At 73.2% G+C, this 19,974-nt stretch carries 13 protein-coding genes and 1 pseudogene; 5 read left to right on the top strand and 9 right to left on the bottom strand.

Annotated elements, in window-relative coordinates:
* Nucleotides 1-11: 11 nt before the first annotated feature.
* From ABT034_RS05960 to ABT034_RS05935, 6 genes are all read right to left on the bottom strand, one after another.
* Nucleotides 12-1,814, bottom strand: coding sequence for a CocE/NonD family hydrolase (locus tag ABT034_RS05960; RefSeq protein ID WP_351211684.1), 1,803 nt, complete (start codon nt 1,812-1,814; stop codon nt 12-14).
* Between the two features lie 172 nt (nt 1,815-1,986).
* Nucleotides 1,987-2,964: a S66 peptidase family protein gene (locus tag ABT034_RS05955; RefSeq protein ID WP_351211682.1), complete on the bottom strand. Its 978-nt coding sequence runs from the start codon at nt 2,962-2,964 to the stop codon at nt 1,987-1,989.
* Nucleotides 2,961-5,015 carry a prolyl oligopeptidase family serine peptidase gene (locus ABT034_RS05950; RefSeq protein WP_351211680.1) on the bottom strand — a complete coding sequence of 685 codons (2,055 nt, stop codon included), beginning with the start codon at nt 5,013-5,015 and terminating at the stop codon, nt 2,961-2,963. The genes ABT034_RS05955 and ABT034_RS05950 overlap by 4 nt, the downstream gene beginning before the upstream one ends.
* Before the next feature lie 42 nt (nt 5,016-5,057).
* Nucleotides 5,058-6,392: a M20/M25/M40 family metallo-hydrolase gene (locus tag ABT034_RS05945; RefSeq protein WP_351211678.1), complete on the bottom strand. Its 1,335-nt coding sequence runs from the start codon at nt 6,390-6,392 to the stop codon at nt 5,058-5,060.
* Nucleotides 6,385-7,218 carry a M55 family metallopeptidase gene (locus ABT034_RS05940; protein ID WP_351211676.1) on the bottom strand — a complete coding sequence of 278 codons (834 nt, stop codon included), beginning with the start codon at nt 7,216-7,218 and terminating at the stop codon, nt 6,385-6,387. Before ABT034_RS05940 ends, ABT034_RS05945 begins: the two co-directional genes overlap by 8 nt.
* Nucleotides 7,219-7,317: 99 nt before the next feature.
* A complete protein-coding gene (locus ABT034_RS05935; protein WP_351211674.1) occupies nt 7,318-9,084 on the bottom strand; it encodes a hypothetical protein in 1,767 nt (588 codons plus the stop codon).
* Nucleotides 9,085-9,280: 196 nt separating this feature from the next.
* Here ABT034_RS05935 and ABT034_RS05930 point away from each other — a divergent pair, with 196 nt between their 5' ends.
* On the top strand, nt 9,281-10,435 hold the full coding sequence (locus ABT034_RS05930) for a hypothetical protein (RefSeq protein WP_351211672.1): 1,155 nt from the start codon (nt 9,281-9,283) through the stop codon (nt 10,433-10,435).
* A gap of 18 nt (nt 10,436-10,453) precedes the next feature.
* On the opposite strand, the gene ABT034_RS05925 is transcribed toward ABT034_RS05930, so the two are convergent.
* Nucleotides 10,454-12,922, bottom strand: a complete 2,469-nt coding sequence (locus ABT034_RS05925) for an MFS transporter (RefSeq protein WP_502972815.1) — start codon at nt 12,920-12,922, stop codon at nt 10,454-10,456.
* Nucleotides 12,923-13,174: 252 nt separating this feature from the next.
* Nucleotides 13,175-13,618 carry an SRPBCC family protein gene (locus ABT034_RS05920; RefSeq protein WP_351211668.1) on the bottom strand — a complete coding sequence of 148 codons (444 nt, stop codon included), beginning with the start codon at nt 13,616-13,618 and terminating at the stop codon, nt 13,175-13,177.
* 147 nt (nt 13,619-13,765) lie between these two features.
* Here ABT034_RS05920 and ABT034_RS05915 point away from each other — a divergent pair, with 147 nt between their 5' ends.
* The 3 genes and pseudogenes from ABT034_RS05915 to ABT034_RS05905 form a co-directional block, all read left to right on the top strand.
* Nucleotides 13,766-14,797, top strand: a complete 1,032-nt coding sequence (locus ABT034_RS05915; RefSeq protein WP_351211666.1) for an Rv2578c family radical SAM protein — start codon at nt 13,766-13,768, stop codon at nt 14,795-14,797.
* A 134-nt stretch (nt 14,798-14,931) separates the two neighbouring features.
* Nucleotides 14,932-16,584, top strand: a complete 1,653-nt coding sequence (locus ABT034_RS05910) for an alpha/beta hydrolase (protein ID WP_351211664.1) — start codon at nt 14,932-14,934, stop codon at nt 16,582-16,584.
* A 78-nt stretch (nt 16,585-16,662) separates the two neighbouring features.
* A pseudogene (locus ABT034_RS05905) lies at nt 16,663-17,064 on the top strand (RidA family protein); the annotation flags it as partial.
* A gap of 69 nt (nt 17,065-17,133) precedes the next feature.
* On the opposite strand, the gene ABT034_RS05900 reads toward ABT034_RS05905, so the two are convergent.
* Nucleotides 17,134-17,736, bottom strand: a complete 603-nt coding sequence (locus ABT034_RS05900) for a HEAT repeat domain-containing protein (protein ID WP_351211662.1) — start codon at nt 17,734-17,736, stop codon at nt 17,134-17,136.
* Between the two features lie 365 nt (nt 17,737-18,101).
* Between ABT034_RS05900 and ABT034_RS05895 the strand changes: the two genes are divergently transcribed.
* Nucleotides 18,102-19,883, top strand: a complete 1,782-nt coding sequence (locus tag ABT034_RS05895) for a 3-hydroxyacyl-CoA dehydrogenase family protein (RefSeq protein ID WP_351211660.1) — start codon at nt 18,102-18,104, stop codon at nt 19,881-19,883.
* Nucleotides 19,884-19,974: the final 91 nt, after the last annotated feature.

The raw sequence follows: 19,974 nt of genomic DNA, 5'->3' as shown, positions 1-19,974 counted from the left end.
GCGGAGACGCCTCAGCCCACCCGGCCCTGGACCAGGGGGAGTTCGAGCGCCCCCGTGTCCTCGGAGGAGCTGACGACGGTGACCGGCTTGATGCCCCGGTTGCCGAAGTACGCCGTGTCGCTCGCCGCGATCACCAGCTCGAGGCGGTGGCCGGTCTCGTAGCGGTGGACGACGGCGGGCAGTTCGACCGTGAACGGGCGGGTGACGTCCGGCACCCGCACCGGTGCGACCAGGCGGTTGACCAGGGTCTTGGTGCCGTCGGGTGCGACGTCGTAGAGCTTGGCGAAGAGCACGAGCTTGTCGGCGGCGTCGCCGGAACCCTGCACGCGCTCGGTCGCCGGGGAGTCCACCTTCAGGGTGGCCTTCGGCGCGCCGACGAGGTCGACGGGCTCGGTGAGCGGGGCGCTGGTCCAGCCGAGGTGGGTGCCCGGGGTGTCGTACGGCCGCGGGTCGGGCAGTCCGATCATCCCGGCGAGCGAGGACTCCGAGTGGCTCGTCGGGACCAGCCAGTTGCTGTAGCGGCGGGCGCCCTCGGCGACCTTCGAGCGGTTGTCGACGAGCTTGCCGTCACCAGAGAGGTACAGCCGCTGGCTGAGCGCCGGGACCCGGGCCGCCGTGCCGTAGCCGCTCTGCCAGTCGCGGTACCAGGCGAAGGCGGGGCCGGTGTCCGCGGTCGGGTTCTTCCGCAGATGGCGGTCGAACCAGCCGAGGACGCGCTGCCCGACGTAACTGCTCTCCAGGTTGCCCTGCCCGAGGTCGAGTTCCCCGGGCTTCTGGCCGCCGCTGTGGCCCCAGGACTGCCAGATCATCCGGGTGTCGACGCCGCGCTCGCGCAGCCGGTCGTAGGTGGCCCGTGCCTCGTTGAGGTTGAAGAGGGTATCGGCCTGGCCCTGGACGATGAGGGTGGGGGCGGTGATCCGGTCCACGTACGAGACCGGGGAGACGCTCCGGGCGTAGGCGAGCATCTTGGCGGTCTCGGCCTTCGGGTAGCGGCCGGAGTTGAGGAGCCGCACGGTGTCGCAGGCGTCGGTGACGAAGTGCAGACAGCCGAGCGAGTTGATCCGGCTGGGGTCGAGGGAGGGGACGAGCAGCGGCTGCCCTTCACCCATCAGGTAGAAGCCGTTGGCCCACTGCCATTTGAAGACGCCGGGCGTGGCGCGGTCGGCGGCGTTGGGTGCGAGGGAGTACGCGAGGTCGTTCCAGGTGATGAGGGGGACGAGGGCGTCGATACGGCGGTCGACGGAGGCGGCGGCGAGCTGGACGGCCCCGCCGTAGGATCCGCCGATCATGCCGACGCGCGGGTCGCCTGCGCCGTCCCGGGTGACGAAGTCGACGCGGGTGCCGTCGTCGGCGGCCAGGCCGCCGGCGAGGAAGTCGACCAGCCTGGCGGCGGCCCTGCCGTCGGTCTCCGGGGCGTCGAGGGAGATCAGGCAGCCGGACTTCCCGAAGCCGAGGCCCGAGTAGACGAGGCCGACGTACCCGCGGGCGGCGAAGGCCTTGCCGATGGCGTCGGTGGAGCCGTCGTTCTTGCTGCCGCCGAAGCCGTTGGTCGCGAGCACGGCGGGCGCGGGGTGCGCGGCGTCCACGCCCGCCGGCCGGTAGAGGTCGGCGTCGACGGCGCAACTCCGGCCACCTGCCTCGACGGTGAAGCGGAGCGGGGTGACGGTGTACGAGCCGGTGCCGCTCTCCGCCTCCACCCCGTCAGCGGGGACGGCCAGAGCCTGAGGTGCGGCGAGGGCCAGGGGTGCGGCGAGCGCGGCCGCACCGGCCACGAGCGCGAGGGTCTTGCGGGGGCGGGGCACGGCACGGGACACAGAGACCTCCACGCTGAGGACGACGCCGAGAGGCCCGGCGTACCTACCGACTGGTAGGTACTGGGGCAGCGCCCATGCTGTGACACGTGTCAGACCCCGTCAACGCTCCGGACGAAGGTTGTTGACGGAGATTCAGTGAAGGCCGTGCCGGGCCGGGGCCCCGGCGCGCGGCTCAGCGCAGGGCCGCTACGTCGAGGGTGAGCGTGCCCTGCTCCGCGTCGAGCGTCCCGGGCACCCCGAGCGGCATGGTCAGGGCCGTGGCACCGTGCCCGAACCCCATCTCCTCCACGACCGGCACCCCGAGCCCGCCGAGCCGGTCGGCGAGCACCGCCCGTACCTCCTCGTAGGGGCCGCACTCCGCCCAGGAGCCGAGGCCGACGCCGGCGACCCCGTCGAGCCAGCCGGAGCGCAGCAGCTGGGTGAGGACGCGGTCGATGCGGTACGGCTCCTCCCCCACGTCCTCCAGGAGCAGCAGCCCCCCGCGGGCCGAGGGCCGTTGGTGCGGGGTGCCCAGGTCGGCGGCGAGGAGGCTGACGCAGCCGCCGAGCGTCACCCCCCGGGCCCGGCCCGGCACCAGGACCCTCGCCGTCCCGAGGCCCAGGGTCCGCACCGATTCGGGCTCGAACAGGGTCGCCCGCAGGGACTCCTGGGTGCGCGGGTCCGAGAGGAAGGTGCCGGCGGCGACCATCGGGCCGTGCAGGGTCGCGTATCCGGTCCGGACGGCGAAGGCCTCGTGCAGGGCGGTGACGTCGCTGTAGCCGACGAACGCCTTGGGTCCGGCCTCTCTGATCGCCCGCCAGTCGACGAGGTCCACCATCCGCTGGGCCCCGAATCCGCCGCGCGCGCAGATGACGCCGGAGACCGACGGGTCGCACCAGGCCTCCGTCAGGTCCCGGGCGCGTGCGCGGTCCCCGCCCGCGAGGTAGCCGAGGGCGGGGTGGGTGTCCAGGACGTGCGGGGCGACCACGGGGTCGAGGCCCCAGCCGCGCAGGATGTCGAGCCCCGCGAGGAGACGGTCCTCGGGGACGGGCCCGCTGGGCGCGACGACGGCGACCCGCGCCCCGGGGGCGAGCCGGTCGGGCCGGGTGAGCGGCCTGACGTGCGGTTCCACCCCGCCCCCGGCCGAGTGCCCGGCAGCGGTCCCGGTCATGTGCGGTAGTCCAGATCGGGGACGTCCTGCCGGTCGAGCCCGAAGACCCGCGCGTACAGGGAGAGTTCGGCCTCCAGGGCGCGCACCAGGGTGTCGGCCCTGCGGAAGCCGTGGCCCTCGCCCTCGAAGGCGAGGTAGGCGTGCGGGACGCCCCGGCCGGCCGTGGCCGTCAGGAACCGCTCGGCCTGCGCGGGTGGGCAGATGACGTCGTCGAGCCCCTGGAGCAGCAGGAAGGGGGCCGTGACCCGGTCGACGTGTTCGATCGGCGAGCGCTCCTTGTACCGGGCGGGCACCTCGTCGAGGTCGCCGATGAGGCCGTACAGGTACTGGGACTCGAAGTCGTGGGTCTCGTCGGTCGCCCAGCCCCTCAGGTCGAGGATGGGGTAGATGATCGTGCCGCAGGCGTACACGTCGGTGGAGACGAGGGAGGCGGCGGTCGTCCAGCCGCCCGCGCTGCCGCCGCGCACGGCGAGCCGGGCCGGGTCGGCGGTGCCCTCGGCCGCGAGCGCCTCGGCGACCGCGGCGCAGTCCTCGACGTCGACGACGCCCCACTGTTCGCGCAGCCGCTCGCGGTACTCCCGGCCGTACCCGGTCGAGCCGCCGTAGTTGACCTCGGCGACCCCGATGCCCCGCGAGGTGAAGTAGGTGATCTCCAGGTCGAGGACCAGCGGCGCGTGCCCGGTGGGACCGCCGTGTGCCCAGATGACGTAGGGCGGCCGCTCGCCCTCGGGCCCGGTGAAGCCGGGGTGGTGGGGCGGGTAGACCTGTGCGTGGATCTCCCGCCCGCCGGGGCCGGTGAAGGTGCGGACCCGCGGCTCGGGGTGGTGGGCGGGATCGACGGCGTCGGTGTGGTCGGCGCCGACCACACGGGTGCGGCCGGTGCGGGTGTCGAGTTCGACGAGTTCGTACGAGGTGTGCGGTCCGGCGGCGACGCCGACCACACGGGTGCCGTGCGCGGCGAGCGCCGAGGCCCACTCGGTCCAGGGTCCCGTGACGTCGACGAGGGTGCCGCGCGCCGGGTCGAGGATGCCGAGGGTGGTGGTCCCCCGGCCGTGGACGACGGCGATCAGTCCGTTCTCCAGGGGGGTGAACCAGTTCAGCCCGATCTTCCAGAGGGGTCCGCCGAACTCCTCGGCGCGCGGGCAGAGCGCGACCGGTTCGGCCAGGTGGACATCGGTGCCGTCGCCGGTGTCGGTGTCGCCATCGGTGTCGCCATCGGTTTCGCCGGTTCCGATCTCGGCCCGGTAGAGGTTCCACCAGCCGGTGCGGTCGCTGACGAGGAGCAGCCGTCCCTCCGCGTCCCAGTCGATCTGCGGGATGGACTCGGCGGGGCCGCCCGCGACGGTCCTGGCCCCTCGGAAGGTGCCGTCGGGGGTGACCTCAGCGAGCTGGACCTCGGTTCCGTCCCAGGGCATCCGGGGGTGGTCCCAGGCGATCCAGGCCGCCCGCCGCCCGTCCGGGGAGAGCCGTGGCCCGGTCACGAACCGGTGGCGCCCGTCGGAGAGTTCGCGTACCGCCGCACGGTCCTCCGCGGCCGATCCGTCCAGGGGTACGGCCGCGAGGACCCGGCGCACGTCGGTCGGCGCGGGTCCGGTGAACTCCTCCAGGACGCACCACACCTCGCCCCGGTCCGGGTGGATCACGGGGTCGACCCAGCGCAGTCCGCCGCCGACTTCGAAGACGGGCGTGAGGGGCCGCGGCCCGGCGCCCGCCGGGGCATCGGGCTCGTACGCGTACAGCCGCTGGTCCGGCAGGTTGCAGAACACGGCGAGCGGTCCGCCTTCCGGGCGTGCGACCGCAGCCCAGGGCCGGCCGCCGTACTCGATCACCCGGCTGCGGACGTTCCACGGCGCCGGCAGCACGCTCTCCTCGGTGCCGTCGGCGCGCCGCCTGACGAGGGCGCGCCTGCCGCCCTCGGCGGGGCGGGGCGCCGTCCACCACAGTTCGCCGCCGACGGCGCCGGGGTACTCGGGCCGTCCGTCGTGGGCGGCTGCGAGCGTCGCGTCGACGGGTGACGGCCAGCTGCCGTAGGGCGCCGTGGTCGTGGTCATCCGAACTCCCCCTGTCGTGGTGTCGCGCGGACCTGTCACGTCCTACGCCGACTTCAGATAGTGGTCGAGCACCTGGACGCCGAAGTGGAGGGCGTCCACGGGGACACGTTCGTCGACGCCGTGGAAGAGGGCCCCGTAGTCGAGGCCCGGCGGCAGCCGCAGCGGCGAGAAGCCGTAGCCGGTGATGCCGAGCCGGGAGAACTGCTTGGCGTCGGTGCCGCCGGACATCGTGAACGGCACGACGTGCCCGGTCGGGTCGAAGCGCTCGACGGCGGCCCGCAGCTTGGCGAAGGTCGGTGAGTCCACGGGGGCCTCGAGGGCGACCTCGCGGTGGTGGAACTCCCACTCCACGTCCGGGCCGGTGAGCCGGTCCATGGTCGCGGCGAACTCCTCCTCGGTGCCCGGCAGTGTCCGCCCGTCGATGTAGGCGACGGCCTGGCCCGGGATGACGTTGACCTTGTAACCGGCGTCCAGGATCGTCGGGTTGGTGCTGTTGCGGACGGTCGGCTCGACGAGGGCGGCGGCAGGCCCGAGCTTGTCGAGGAGCAGGTCCACGTCGAGGTCGGGTGCGCGGGTGTCCATGTCGATGGCGTACAGCGCGGCGAGTTCGGTGAGGGCGGCCCGGACGGTCGCGGTGAGGCGGACCGGCCAGGTGTGGGAGCCGATCCGGGCGACGGCGTCGGCGAGGCGGGTGACGGCGTTGGCCGTGTTCACCTTGGAGCCGTGGCCCGCGCGGCCGTGGGCGGTCAGCTTGAGCCAGGCGGTGCCCCGCTCCCCCGCGGCGATCGGGTAGAGGGTGGTGCCGGGCTGCGGATGGAAGCTGAACGCCCCGGATTCGCTGATCCCCTCCGTACAGCCGTCGAAGAGCGCGGCGTGCCGGTCGGCGAGGAAACCGGAGCCGTCGTCGGCGCTGGCCTCCTCGTCCGCGGTGTAGGCGAGGACGATGTCGCGGCGGGGCCGGACGCCCTGCCGGGCCCAGGAGCGGACGACGGCCAGGACCATCGCGTCCATGTTCTTCATGTCGACGGCGCCGCGCCCCCACACGATCCCGTCGCGGACCTCCCCGGAGAAGGGATGGACGCTCCACTCGGCGGGGTCGGCGGGCACGACGTCCAGATGGCCGTGGACGAGGAGGGCCTCGGCCGAGGGGTCGGTGCCGGGGATGCGTGCCACCACGTTGGTACGGCCGGGGGTCCGCTCCAGGAGGGTGGGCTCGATCCCGGCGCCGGCGAGCCGTTCGGCGACGTACTCGGCGGCGGGCCGCTCACGGCAGTCGCCGCCGCCCCGGTTGGTGGTGTCGATACGGATGAGCTCGGAGGTGAAGGCGACCACCTCGTCGAGCGCTGTCGTGTCCGGGCCCCGGAGCTCCTCAGCCATACTGCTCCTCCACCGCGGCCGAGACGATGGTCGTGACCGCCTTGAACGTGCGAATTGCCTCGTACATCGTCCCGCTGGTGTACGCGACGCGCCGCTCGCCGCTCCGCGCCACGCCGGGAACCACCGTGGCGGCGGCGCCCAGGTGGTCGGCGTCGAACTCCAGCTCCACAGTGAAGGGGCCGCCCCGGACGGGCTCGTGGCGCACGGCGAGCGCGGCGCCGCTCTTCGCCGCCGCCCGGATGTCGGCGGCGGTTCTGGCCGGGGTCCTGCACACCGCCGCGTACCGCGAGACATGGTCCTTGACGGCGACCTTCGGGGCCTCGGGCGCATAGCCGAGGGCGTCCTCGCAGGTGAGGTCGTCGCCGGTGACGAGGACGACGGGGACGCCGTACTCCGCGACCACCCGGGCGTTGAGCAGGCCCTCGCTCGCCCGCTCGCCGTCGAGCCAGACGCCCGTGATGGAGTTCGCGAGATAGGTGTGGGCGAGGACGCCCTCGGCGCCCGCGCCCGTGTGGTAGCCGACGAAGGCGATGCCGTCGACGTCGCCGTGCTGCACGCCCTCCACCATCGAGAGCGCCTTGTGCCGGCCGGTCAGCATCTCGGCCCGCTCGTCGAGCCGCTCCAGGAGCAGGTTCCGCATGGACCAGTGCGCCTCGTTGATGACGACCTCGTCCGCGCCTCCGTCGAAGAAGCCGAGCACGGCGGCGTTCACATCGGAGGTGAACATCGCCCGGCACCGCTCCCACTGGGGCGTGCCGGGCAGCACGTCGGCGGGCCAGGTCACACCGGTCGCGCCCTCCATGTCGGCGCTGATGAGGATCTTCATGTCTGGCACCGTACGCGCCGCCCGGCAGCCCCACCACCCCTGTGGATAACCGTCGTTGGAGTGGACCATTGGCAGTCACCGGGACGGCGGTACGGGCCGCTACGAGCGCTCCACGTAGGCCCTGGGGTCCCCTTCGGCCAGCAGGCGCAACGTCTCCGCCGCGCGGACCTCCGGCGGGGTGCCGTCGTCCGGCAGCCGCCACAGGAACTGGCGGGTCTCCCCCTCCGCCGTGTTCCGGCCCGGTCTGCCGAGCGGCGGCCCGGTGAAGGTGACCAGGGTCGTGTCCGGTTCGTGGAAGTCGGTGCTGATCCAGCCCTCCTGGAGGCCCCAACGGGTGACGAGGTCCGGCTGGTCGCGCAGCCCCGCAGCGATCAGCCGGGCGGTGCGCCGGGCCGGCCAGGCCCAGCCGTGGTCGTGCTCGGCGCGCGCGACCTCCGCGTCGTACGCGGCGGCGTCGAAGCGGTACGTCGGGAGGTCCGGCCGCCCGGCCGCACCACTCGGCCGCCGCCAGTCGCTCCACACGACGTGCCCGCCCTCGCGGCGCACCGTCACGTACAGCGCGCCGCAGCAGCCCTCGGTGCAGTACGCCTCGGCGAGACGCACCTCCCGGGGCTCGGGAGCGGCCCGGAGCGCGCCGCTGTCGAGGAGCCGCTCGGGGGAGTCCCCCGGCCCCGGGCCGAAGGCCTCCGGCACGAGTGGGCGCCCGTCGATCAGGATGCGGGTCTCGACGACGTCCGGGTCGCCGGGGTCGGCGACGGCCACCTCGATCCGGAACCGGTGCGGGTCCGCCGGAGCGGCCCGCAGCTGGCGTGCCGTACGGCGGATCCACTCGGCGCGGCGCCGTCCGTCCGGGTCGGTGGGAGCTTTCCCGGACCACGCCGCCGTGTCCAGGAGGGTGCGGTGGAGCGCCTCACGTCGGCCCGGCGGCCAGGGCAGGAGGTACGAGGGGCCGCTGTGCAGGTCGAGGGCGAGGGTGAGCAGCCGGGCCCGCTGGTCCACGTCGCGGGGCAGTCGATGGGCGTGGGCGGCCACCGTCCCGTACAGGTCGACGGCGTCCGCGTACCGCGTGATCTCGGCGTGGTAGTCCCGGCTGCTGGTCATCCGGGCGAGGAGGTGCACGGCCGACGCGAGGAGCCCGGGGTGGTCCGGGTCCGCCCGGAGGAGGCCGGCGAGGCCGACAGCCTCGGCGGTCCGCCGGGCGATCTCGGGGCCCATGCCCCGCGCCCGCGTGGGGAGGCTTGTGAGCCGGTCGCGCACGGCCGCGCGGTCGTCGGCGGCCAGGGCGTCGACAAGGCCGCGGAGTTCGTCGCCCCTGATCCGGCCGATCAGCCACACCGCGGCGGCGGCCGACCGGTCCAGGGGGGCGAGAGCCCCGTCGACGGAGTTGCCGAGACCGTCGAGGAGGCCGAGGACGCGCAGGTACGGGACGTCCTCGGGTTCGCCGAGCCGGCTCAGGAGCCCGAGCCCGGCCGCTACTCCGAGAACGGTCGTCCCGGTCCGGACGAGGTGCCGGGCGAACGATCGGGCGCGTGCTCGGGCGGCCGGTTCGTCGGGCGGTTCGACGGCCATGGCGGCGAGGAAGGTGCCCTGTTCGCGGACGACACCCGTCGCGGCGAGCGCGCATTCCGCCTCGGCGGCGGCGCGTGCGGGGTCCGGGGCGTCGAGGAACGGGAGCAGTGTGTCGGTGACGGCGGCGCGGGCCTCGCGGTGGCGGAAGGCGGTGTTCCTGCGGCTCGGGGGCCGTGCCGTGTCGGGGAGGGGGTGTCCGCCCCGGGGCGGCAGCCCGTCGGGGTCGCGGTCGCGCAGGCCCTTGGCGTACGCGTACAGGGAAGGTGCGAGCGTCGGGCGCTCGTACGGTGCGCTCATCGCGCGCGGTGGGACTCGATTCCGTAGGTCATGGCAGCATCCTGTACGTCAGCCGCTCACCGCGCCATCCATTTTCGGAGGCCCGGAGCCCGGAGGCCCGGAGGCCCGGAGGCATGGAAACGGGCGAAACGTCGCCAAGGGGTGCGTATAGGCTGTCGGCCGCAGTTGTCGTACCCGACCTTCCGGAGTGCTCTCGGTGACCATCGCCCTCGACCCGTCCGACACCTCCTCCACCATCCCCGCCCCCGCCGGCCCCGAGCCCTCCGGGGAGGACTTCTGGGTACAGCAGCCGGAAGCCACCACGGCACCCGAGCCCGACCCCGACCCCGAGCCCGACGAGACCCCAGCCGCCGCCGACCTCGACCCCGTCGTCGTCCGTGACGCTCGGGAATTCGGGGTGTACGCGCGTACCGGCGGCTGGGCGTTCGCGCTCAAGGTGGCGCGGAGCGTCCGGCCCGGCGGTCAGGCCGCCGAGGGGACGGCCCTGAAGAAGGTCTCCGCGAAGGCCTTCGCGGAGCTCGCGGGGTGCTCGCCGGAGCGGGTCATGCGCCACTACAAGGCCTGGGACATGGCGGCCGACGACGGTCTGGTCCCGCAGTTCGAGGTGCTCGTCCCGGGTGAGGACATCGAGCTGCCCGACGCGGACGTCTGGCTCTCGTACTACACCTCCCGCAACAGCGCCTCCTCGGTGCGCGGCCAGGCGATCAGCGCGGCGGCCGAGGCGGAGGGCATCCGGCCGACGAAGGCCCTGGAGGTCGCCGAGAACCCGACGGCGCTGCGGGCCGCGATCCTCGCCGACCCGGGGACGGCGGAGGCCGCGCGCGGCGCGCTGCTCGACCGGATGAAGGAGGACCCGGCCCTCCAGACCGAGATGGCCCGCGCCATCGCGCGTACCGACGATCTGAAGAAGGCGGTGGCGAGCGAGGCGAAGGCGGCCGACCGCATCGGGTACGTGCGCCAGATCGTCGAGAACGGCCAGATCAAGACCCCCGCCGGGCAGACCGTGGAAGCGCCGGCCGAGCTGCGGGCGGAGGCGGAGCGGCATCTGTCCCTCCTCGACGAGCTCGACGACTCGGAGGAGGCGGGCGAGTGGGCCGGTGAGGCGTACGACACGGTGAAGGGCCTGGTCGCCAAGGCGGTCGAGGAGGACCCGGCGCTGCGCGTGCAGGAGCGGCGGACGAAGTTCTACAACAGCCTGCAGAAGGCGACGAAGGTCTTCGAGGAGCTGACGCTCGACGAGGTGATGGAGGAGGACATCTACGAGGCCGACATGCTCCAGCGCCTCGAAGCCCTCCAGGAGGCGATCGGCACCTGCATCAGCGCGCTGCGCAAGGCGACGACCACCCCCTGAGTACAGCAGTACGGCCGGTCAGTCCTGGTGGCCGAGCTGGAGGTCGCGTTCGGTGCGGCCGCCGCCGGCCATCTGGAGGACGGTCGCGACGGGCGGGTAGCCGGCGGCGATGACCGTGTACTCGCCGGAGGACAGGTCCACGAAGCGGAAGGTGCCGTCGGCGCCCGTGGTGAGGGTGTCGACGACGTTGCCCGCCGCGTCGAGCAGGGTGACCCGGGCGTCCTCGACGGGGCGGCCGCCGCCGGCCCGTACCGTGCCGCGCAGCACGGCGCCGCCGGCCAGCTCGATGTCCTGGCGGGTCTCGCGGGAGGACTGGACGCTCACCGGGAGCGCGGCGGGCCGGAAGGCGGGGGCGCTGGCGGCGAGGGTGTACTCGCCGGCGACCAGTTCGGTGATGACGTATCCGCCCTCGCGTCCGCTGCGGGTGGAGGCGACGACCTCGCCGCGGACGTCGGTGAGGGTGACGGCCGCGTCCCGTACGGGTGTCCCGTCGGCGGTGACGACGCTGCCCGCGAGCCGCCCCGCGCCGCCGAGGACGACGTCGAGCTCGATCGGCCGGTCGCCGACGGTGACCGAGACGGCCTGGGGCTGGTGTCCGCCGGCCGCGGCGATGAGGACGTACGCGCCGCCGCCGGGGACGCTCAGGACGTATCGGCCGTCCTCGCCGCTGGCGCCGCGGCCGACCTGCCGGCCCTGGACGTCGATGAGGGTGAGGGCGGCCCGGGGGACCCGGCTGCCGTCGTGGTGCTGGACGGTGCCGCAGACGGGGAGCCCGGAGTGGGGCGGGGCGGCGGGCGCGGAAGCGGGGGCGGCGTGCCGGGCGTGCGGGACGGCCTGGACGCCGCCGAGGTCGTCGGCCCCGGTGGCCTCGGTGGTGGGGCTGTGGTGGGTCACCAGCGGTTTCTCCTTGAGGAAGAAGGCGAGGACGAGGCCGAGCACGAGGACCGGCACGAGGTAGAGGAAGATCCGCGGCATCGCGTCCGCGTACGCCTGGATGTAGGCGTCCCGGACGGCGGGCGGCAGGGTGTGCACCGTCTGCGGGGTGATCGACTCGGCCGGCGGGACGGCCGTCGGGCCGCCCGCGAGGACGCCGGCGAGCCGGTCGCCGAGGGCGTCGTCGAGCCGGGAGGCGAAGAGGGTGCCGAAGACGGCGGCGCCGACGCTGCCGCCGATCTGCCGGAAGTAGTTGTGGGCGCTGGTGGCGGTGCCGAGGTCGGCGGGGCGTACGGAGTTCTGCACGGCGAGGATGAGGACCGGCATGACGAGGCCGATCCCGGTGCCGAGGACGGCCTGCCAGAGGCTGTGCTGGAGGCGCGGGGTGTCGGTGTCCATCCGGGAGAGCAGCCACATGCCGAGGACGGAGACGGCGCCGCCGGCCACCGGGTAGATCTTGTAGTGGCCGGTGCGGCTGATGAGCTGGCCGGAGACGATGGAGGCGACGACGATGCCGCCCATGAGGGGCAGCATCAGGAGGCCGGACTCGGTGGCGGTGGCTCCCTCGACCATCTGCAGGAAGCTGGGGAGGTAGCTGGCGGCGCCGAAGAGCGCGATGCCGACGACGGCTCCGACGAGGGCGGTGACGGTGAAGACGGAGTCGCGGAAGAGCCGCAGCGGGATGAGGGGTTCGGGCGCGAAGTGCTCGACGACCAGGAAGAGCAGGGTCGTTCCGGCGGCGCCGCAGGCGAGGGCGAGGACGACCCGGGAGTCCCAGGCGTACTCGGTGCCTCCCCAGCTGGTCAGGAGCACCACGCAGGTGGAGGCGGCGGCGAGGAGCAGCGCGCCGAGGACGTCGAAGCGGCCGCGTGCCGTGGGCTTGGGGAGCTTGAGGACGACGGCGACGACGGCGAGGGTGACGAGCCCGAAGGGCACGTTGAAGTAGAAGCACCAGCGCCAGGAGACGTGGTCGGTGAAGAACCCGCCGAGCAGGGGCCCCGCGACGGAGGCGAGGCCGAAGGCGGCGCCGATCAGGCCCATGTACCGGCCGCGTTCCCTGGCGGGGACGATGTCGGCGATGATCGCCTGGACGCCGATCATGAGGCCGCCGGCGCCGATGCCCTGGATGGCGCGGAAGGCGATGAGCTCGTCCATGCTGCGGGACCAGCCCGCGAGTCCCGAGCCGATGACGAAGACGACGATGGCGAAGAGGAAGACGCTCTTGCGGCCGAGGAGGTCGCCGAGCTTTCCGTAGATCGGCAGGCCGATGGTGGAGGTCAGCAGGTACGCGGTGATCGCCCAGGACATCCGGTCGAGGCCCTGGAGCTCGCCGACGATCTTCGGCAGGGCGGTGGCGACGATCATCTGCTCGAGGGCGGCGAGGAGCAGCGCGAGCATGAGGCCGCAGAAGACGAGCCGGACGCGGCGGGGGTCGAGGGCGGCCGGCGAGGGGTCGGCCGGTGGCGCGAGGCCGCCGGGTGGGCCGGCCGGGACGAGGGGGTCGGCGCCCGCCGCGGCCGCCCCGCCCGCCGCGCCTTCGGCGGCCTTCGCCATCGTGATCGCACCCACGTACTGCTCCCCTCGTCACGGCGTCTGCGCCGCGCCATTCTTCGCATTGGGCACGAAGGGGGAGCAAGTCGGGCGGTACGGGAGGTCAGTGGCGTCCGGAGACCTGAACGGCCCTGCGGTACGGCGCACTTGGGTCGCTCATCAGCGCGTTTACGAGGGGGCCCGCGCCCCCGGCGCACAGGGGGCGCCCTGACGGGGGTGCGGGCGATCCACTCGAATCGGTGAACGCTCCGGGCGTTACTTCTCGACCTCGTCCGCCAACTTGGCGAGAAGAGCGTCGTAGATCCGGGCGAGACCCTTGGGCGCGAAGGTCCGCTCGAAGAAGCCGCCGACGCCGGTGGCGCCGTCCCAGACGGTGGTGACGACGGCGCGGGACTTGCCCTCGCCGGCAGGGGTCACGAGCCAGGTGGTGACCATGGAGGAGTTGCGGTCCTTCTCGACGAGCTGCCCGTCGGTGGGCTCGGTGACCTCCAGGAGGCAGTCGCGGACGCGCTTGCTGGTGGCCTGGAGCTTCCAGTGGACGAGGGTGCCCTCGCCGTCGCCGCCCTCGCGCACCTCGTACTCGCTGAAGTGCTCGGGGAGCACCTTCGCGCGCGTGCCGCTGTAGTCGGCCAGCGCGTCGAACACCGTCTCCGCGTCCGCGGCGATGATCCGTTCCGTGGTGGCCTCGACCTGCGCCATTGACTTCCTCCAGCTCGTGGTTCCTCAGGGGTGTGGGCCAAGAGAACCACGTGGGCTCCGGGGCGCGAAATCCGGGTTGCGGCGATCAAGGGAACATGTGTTCTATTCTGAGCGAACGGTCGAAGCAGAGCCATCGAGGAGGCGTCCATGCGCTGGGACAATCTGGGCGACACCCCTGCCGCTCCCGCCGACATCGCCCTGTTCGGCACGGACGCGGTCACCACCCGCACCTTCGACACCCCTGAGTTTCGGGGCATCACCTTCCACGAGGTGCGGGCCCGCTCGATCCTCAACCGGGTGCCGGGCGCCTCGCGGATGCCGTTCGAGTGGACGGTCAACCCGTACCGGGGTTGCACGCACGCGTGTGTGTACTGCTTCGCCCGCAAGACCCACAGCTATCTCGACCTCGACACCGGACTCGGCTTCGACTCCCAGATCGTCGTCAAGATCAACGCCCCGGAGGTGCTGGCCCGCCAGCTCGCCTCCGCCCGCTGGCAGGGCGCGCACGTCGCGATGGGCACCAACGTGGACTGCTACCAGCGGGCGGAGGGCCGGTACCGCCTGATGCCGGGCATCCTCACGGCGCTGCGGGACCACGCGAACCCGTTCTCGATCCTCACCAAGGGCACGCTGATCCTGCGCGACCTGGAGCTCCTCACCCAGGCGGCCCAGGTCACCGAGGTCGGCATCTCCGTCTCCGTCGGCTTCACCGACGAGGAGCTGTGGCGCACGATCGAACCCGGCACCCCCTCCCCGCAGCGCCGCCTCGACGTGGTCCGGACGCTCGGCGGGCACGGCATCGACTGCGGGGTCCTGATGGCCCCCGTCGTCCCCTTCCTCGGCGACCGGCCCGAGCAGCTGCGCGACACGGTCCGCGCGATAGCCGAGGCCGGGGCGAGTTCGGTCACCCCGCTCGTACTGCATCTGCGGCCGGGCGCCCGCGAGTGGTTCATGCAGTGGCTGCGGCGCCACCACCCCGGCCTGGTGGGGCGGTACGAGCGGATGTACGCGGACGGGGCCTACGCGCCGACCTGGTACCAGCGCCGGATCACCCGTCAGGTGCACGAGCTCGCCGCCGAGTTCGGGATCGGTCCCGCGCACCGGGGAGCGGCGCGCCGGACCCCCGTACCGGAGGAACCGGAGACGGCGGCGGCACCGGAGCAGCTCACCCTCCTCTGACCACCGCCCTGATCACGGCCACGACCGTCCGATCATCGGACCGGTCACCTGACGCGCCGTCGGAATCCCCTCCTTTCGGGTCAACTCTCGCCGAAACAGGTCCTTCCGTGCCCGGTTCGGGACACAAACGCCCTATGACCCCACGCGCAGGAATGCTGATCGCCGCGGGAGCGCTGGTCGCCGGGACGGTCACCGTCCTGCCGGCCGCCCCCGCGGGCGCCGGTGAACCGGCCCCCCGACCGCTCCCCCCGCTCGCCTGGACCGGCTGCGCCACCAAGGCGTATCCGAAGCTCCAGTGCGGCACCCTGAAGGTGCCGCTCGACCACGACGACCCGGCAGGCCGGACCGTCACCCTCGCCCTCACCCGGGTCCCGCACACCGCGAAGACCTTCCAGGGGCCGCTGCTCGTGAACCCGGGCGGGCCCGGCGGCAGCGGGCGGATGATGGCCGGGTACGTGGCGGCCTCGCTGCCCCCGAAGGTGGCCGCCGAGTACGACGTCATCGGCTTCGACCCGCGCGGGGTCGGCAAGAGCGAGCCCGCGCTCGACTGCCGGCCCGGCCACTTCGACCCGGTCCGCCCGGACTCGGTGCCGAGCGGAGCCGACAGCGAGCGGGTCGCGGTCGAGCGCGCCCAGGACTTCGCGAAGGCATGCGGCAAGAAGTACGCGGACGTGCTGCCGTTCATCGACACCGTGAGCACCGCACGGGACCTGGACGCCATCCGCCGCGCGCTCGGCGCCCCGAAGATCAACTACCTCGGCTACTCCTACGGGACCTACCTCGGCACCGTGTACGCGCGGCTGTACCCGGACCGGGTACGGCGCATGGCGCTCGACTCCGTCGTGAACCCGCACGGCGTCTGGTACGAGGACAACATCGCGCAGGACTACGCCTTCGACACCCGCCACAAGGACTTCATGGCCTGGGTGGCCCGGCAGGACGCCGTGTACAAGCTGGGCACCGACCCGGCGGCGGTCGAGGCGGCCTGGTACCGGATGCGCGACGCGCTGCGCGAGGCCCCGGCCGGCGGGAAGGTCGGCCCGGGCGAGCTGGAGGACACCTTCCTGCCCGGCGGGTACTACAACGGCTACTGGCCGCGCCTCGCGAGCGCGTTCTCCGCCTACGTCAACGACGCCGACGCGGTGCCGCTGACGGAGGCGTACGAGCGGTACGGAGAGGCCGACGCCGCCGCCGACAACGGGTACTCGGTGTACACGAGCGTGCAGTGCCGGGACGCGGCCTGGCCCCGCGACTGGAGCGTCTGGCGCAAGGACAACTGGGACGTGCACGCCAAGGCGCCCTTCTCCACCTGGAACAACGCCTGGTACAACGCGCCGTGCGCGTTCTGGCCGGTGGAGTCCCTGACCCCGCCGGACGTGACCAACGACCAGGTGCCGCCGGTCCTCATCCTCCAGGCGACGGACGACGCGGCCACGCCGTACGAGGGCGGGGTCGCCCTGCACCGGCTGATCCGCGGCTCCAGCCTGGTGGTCGAGGCGGGCGGCGGCAACCACGGGGTGACGCTCGGCGGCAACGACTGCATGGACGAGCACCTGGCGACCTATCTCGCCACGGGGAAGGTCCCGCGCGCCGAGGGCGACGCCGAGGTGGACGCGGTATGCGCCGCGCTGCCGGAGCCGGAACCTGAGCCCGCCGCCCCGGCCGGCGCGAAGGACGGCCAGAAGCCGGGCAGCGCGACCGGGCAGAAGTCCGGCGGCCGGGCCGCCGCCCCGAGCGCCGAGTCGGCCGGCGCCACCCTGCACGGGTTCCTCGGCCACGTGCGCTGACGTCGCCGTACACCTGCTGACCATGCCCGCGCCCCTGGGACGCGGGCATTGTCAGTGGCGTGCGCGAGGATGTCCGACATGACGAGCCACCTCACCCATGTCCCCGCACCCGACGGCATCGCCGCCAGCCCGCAGTACAGCCATGTCGTGTGGGGGACGGGCCGCTTCGTCGCGATATCCGGCCAGTGCGCCCTCGACGCCTCGGGCGCGGTGGTCGGGGAGGGGGACGCGGTGGCGCAGGCCCGGCAGGTCTTCGCGAACCTGGACCGCTGTCTCGCCGCGGCGGGCGCCGGGTTCGGGGACGTGGTGAAGCTCACGTACTTCGTGACGGACGTGGCGCACCTCCCGGCGGTGCGGGAGGCACGGGACGCGCATTTCGCGGGGGCGCCGCTGCCGGCGAGTTCGGCGGTGCAGGTGTCGGCGCTGGTCCGCCCGGAACTGCTCATGGAGATAGAGGCGTTCGCCCTGGTTCCGGAGCGGAGGACGGAACGGCCGTCGGATCAGTCGCCAGAGTTCGACGCGCTCGGCGCCTCCCGTCCGCGTCTTCGGTCAGTGGGCGGTGCCGAGTCGGCCCAGTGACCGCTCGGCCGCCGCGCCCAGCCGCGGGTGCGGAAGCGCGGCCTCCAGGGCGGGACGGGCCCGGGGATCCCCGAGCGCTCCGAGGGCCTCGACGCAGGCGAGGCCGACCCGCCAGTGGGGGTCGTCGGCGGGAAGGCGCCGTTCGAGGACGGTGATCAGGGCCGGGACGGACTCGGGGGCACGGAGCTCGGCGAGCAGCCGCACCGGCAGCAGGGCGTAGGCGACCCGGAGTTCGTTGGTGGCGAGGGCGGCGGCCGCGCGGGCGGTGCGCGGATCACCGAGCCGGGTCAGGGCGTGGGCGGCGGTGACGCAGCGCTCGGGGTCGCGGTGGTTGAGGAGGAGTACGAGCGCCTCGAAGGCGCGGGGGTCACCGGCGACGCCGAGGGTGTAGGCGGCGATCTCGCGGGCCCAGAGGGGCTGCGCGGGCGCGGTGAGGACGCCGAGCAGCTCTTCGGAATCGGCGGTTCGCGCGAGATGTTCGAATGCCGTGGGGATCTTTCCGGTGTCATTCCGGATCTCGTCCCGCAATCGATCGATCATCGAGCAGAATTCCGGATCCTCGGCGTATTCCATGAATCCGAGCCTATCCGCGATCCAGATCACACTTTCCCCAACTTCCCGGGACTGGCGCGCTCGTTACCCGCCGGTTAGTCTCAGGTGAGCGGGCACCACCCGCACTTCTCGCCACGGCCTGGTGACGCAGCCGCGGTGAGCGTTTCGTCGGTTCGGCAGTTTCGACGTGGCTCCGGGACAGAGTCCGTCGCCCCTTTCACCGGGCACGCCCTTTCTTCGGGCCTTTGCCCGCGTGACCCCCGCGACTTCTCCCGCTCGACTTCGCCCGCACGACTTCTCCTCGTGCGATTTCAGCGGCACTCCCCTCACGTACCGCCTGGCACGCACTGCCCTCAGTCGTCACTCTTCCTCTCAGGAGTCCCCTGATGGACACCCCTCTCTCCACCATCGCCGTCGTCGGTCTCGGCACCATGGGCACCGGTATCGCCGATGTCCTGGCCCGCGCCGGCCGCGAGGTCATCGGCATCGACATCAGCGACACCGCCGCCGCCCAGGCCGTCGCCGCCCTGGAGGCCTCCACCGCCCGTGCGGTGGCCCGCGAGCGGATCACCGAGGAGGAGCGGCAGGACGTCCTGGCCCGCTTCCGTACCTTCTCCGACCTCCAGGCGGCCGCCGGGGCCGACCTGGTGATCGAGGTCGTGCCCGAGTCGTACGAGGCGAAGCACGAGGTCTTCCGGGCCCTCGACGGCATCGTGCGGCCCGACGCCATCCTGGCCACCGGGACCAACGCGCTCTCCGTCACCCGGCTCGCGGCCGACTCGGCGCACCCCGAGCGGGTCATCGGGCTGCACTTCTTCACCCCGGTCCAGGCGATGAAGCTGGTCGAGGTGGTCTCCTCCGTCCTTACCGACCCGCGGGCCGTCGACGCCGTCACCCGACTGGCCCTCGACCTCGGCAAGGAACCGGTGGCGGTCGGCGACCGGGCCGGTTTCATCGCGGACGGGCTGCTCTTCGGCTACCTGAACCAGGCCGCCGCCATGTACGAGGCCAAGTACGCCTCCCGTGAGGACATCGACGCGGCGATGCGGCTCGGCTGCGGCCTTCCGATGGGCCCGCTCGCGCTGCTCGACCTGATCGGCGTCGACACCGCCCGTACGGTCCTGGAAGCCATGTACGCGGACTCGCACGACCGGCTGCACGCCCCGGCCCCGATCCTCAAGCAGCTCAGCGAGGCCGGTCTGACCGGCCGCAAGTCGGGCCGCGGCTTCTACACGTACGAGGCGCCGGGCTCCGGCGAGGTGGTGCGGGACGCGCTGACCCCGCTCGGCTCCGCGGAGGCCGCGGCGGGCCGCAAGGTCCGCTCCGTGGGTGTCGCGGGCTCGGGCACCATGGCCTCGGGCATCGCCGAGGTCTTCGCCAAGGCCGGTTACGAGGTCGTGCTCGCCGCCCGCTCCCAGGAGAAGGCGGACACGGCCAAGGCCCGGATCGCCAAGTCCCTGGCCCGCTCGGTCGAGAAGGGGCGGATGACGGGCGAGGCCCGTGACACGACGCTGGCCCTGATCACCGCGGCGGGCACGCTCGACGCCTTCGCCGAGGTCGACCTGGCCGTCGAGGCGGTCGCCGAGGACCTGGCGGTCAAGCAGGAGCTGTTCGCGCGGCTCGACAAGATCTGCAAGCCGGGCGCGGTGCTTGCCACCACGACCTCCTCGCTGCCTGTCGTGGCTTGCGCCCGCGCCACCTCGCGCCCGCAGGACGTCATCGGGATGCACTTCTTCAACCCGGCGCCCGCGATGAAGCTGGTCGAGATCGTCCGTACGGTCCTGACCGGCGACGACGTCCACGCGACCGTGCGCGAGGTCACCACGAAGATCCGCAAGCACCCGGTGGACTGCGGCGACCGGGCCGGCTTCATCGTGAACGCGCTGCTCTTCCCGTACCTGAACAACGCGATCAAGATGGTCCAGGAGCACTACGCGACCCTGGACGACATCGACGCGGCGATGAAGCTGGGCGGCGGCTACCCGATGGGCCCGTTCGAGCTCCTCGACGTGGTCGGCCTGGACGTCTCGCTCGCGATCGAGCAGGTGCTGCACCGCGAGTTCCGCGACCCGGGCCTGGCCCCGGCGCCGCTCCTGGAGCACCTGGTGGCGGCGGGCTGCCTGGGCCGCAAGACGGGGCGCGGCTTCCGCGAATATGCCCGACGCTGAGCCCGGAGCGGCCGGCTGGGGCGGTCTCCTGAGCCTCCCGGGCACCACCGGTGTCCCGGGGGGCTCCCCGCCCCCACCTGGGCACACTCTC

The organism is Streptomyces sp. NPDC002773 (genome assembly GCF_040295605.1).
Taxonomy (GTDB): domain Bacteria; phylum Actinomycetota; class Actinomycetes; order Streptomycetales; family Streptomycetaceae; genus Streptomyces.
Note: the sequence above shows the minus strand (reverse complement) of the source record. Positions and strands in the feature narration are given on the sequence as shown.

Bases quoted from the DNA above. Each gene is read 5' to 3' on its own strand.
- ABT034_RS05955 (WP_351211682.1), bottom strand. From the start codon at position 2,964: ATGACCGGGACCGCTGCCGGGCACTCGGCCGGGGGCGGGGTGGAACCG.
- ABT034_RS05910 (WP_351211664.1), top strand. From the start codon at position 14,932: ATGACCCCACGCGCAGGAATGCTGATCGCCGCGGGAGCGCTGGTCGCC.
- ABT034_RS05895 (WP_351211660.1), top strand. From the start codon at position 18,102: ATGGACACCCCTCTCTCCACCATCGCCGTCGTCGGTCTCGGCACCATG.
- ABT034_RS05900 (WP_351211662.1), bottom strand. From the start codon at position 17,736: ATGGAATACGCCGAGGATCCGGAATTCTGCTCGATGATCGATCGATTG.
- ABT034_RS05920 (WP_351211668.1), bottom strand. From the start codon at position 13,618: ATGGCGCAGGTCGAGGCCACCACGGAACGGATCATCGCCGCGGACGCG.
- ABT034_RS05940 (WP_351211676.1), bottom strand. From the start codon at position 7,218: ATGAAGATCCTCATCAGCGCCGACATGGAGGGCGCGACCGGTGTGACC.
- ABT034_RS05945 (WP_351211678.1), bottom strand. From the start codon at position 6,392: ATGGCTGAGGAGCTCCGGGGCCCGGACACGACAGCGCTCGACGAGGTG.
- ABT034_RS05935 (WP_351211674.1), bottom strand. From the start codon at position 9,084: ATGAGCGCACCGTACGAGCGCCCGACGCTCGCACCTTCCCTGTACGCG.
- ABT034_RS05925 (WP_502972815.1), bottom strand. From the start codon at position 12,922: ATGGCGAAGGCCGCCGAAGGCGCGGCGGGCGGGGCGGCCGCGGCGGGC.
- ABT034_RS05915 (WP_351211666.1), top strand. From the start codon at position 13,766: ATGCGCTGGGACAATCTGGGCGACACCCCTGCCGCTCCCGCCGACATC.
- ABT034_RS05950 (WP_351211680.1), bottom strand. From the start codon at position 5,015: ATGACCACGACCACGGCGCCCTACGGCAGCTGGCCGTCACCCGTCGAC.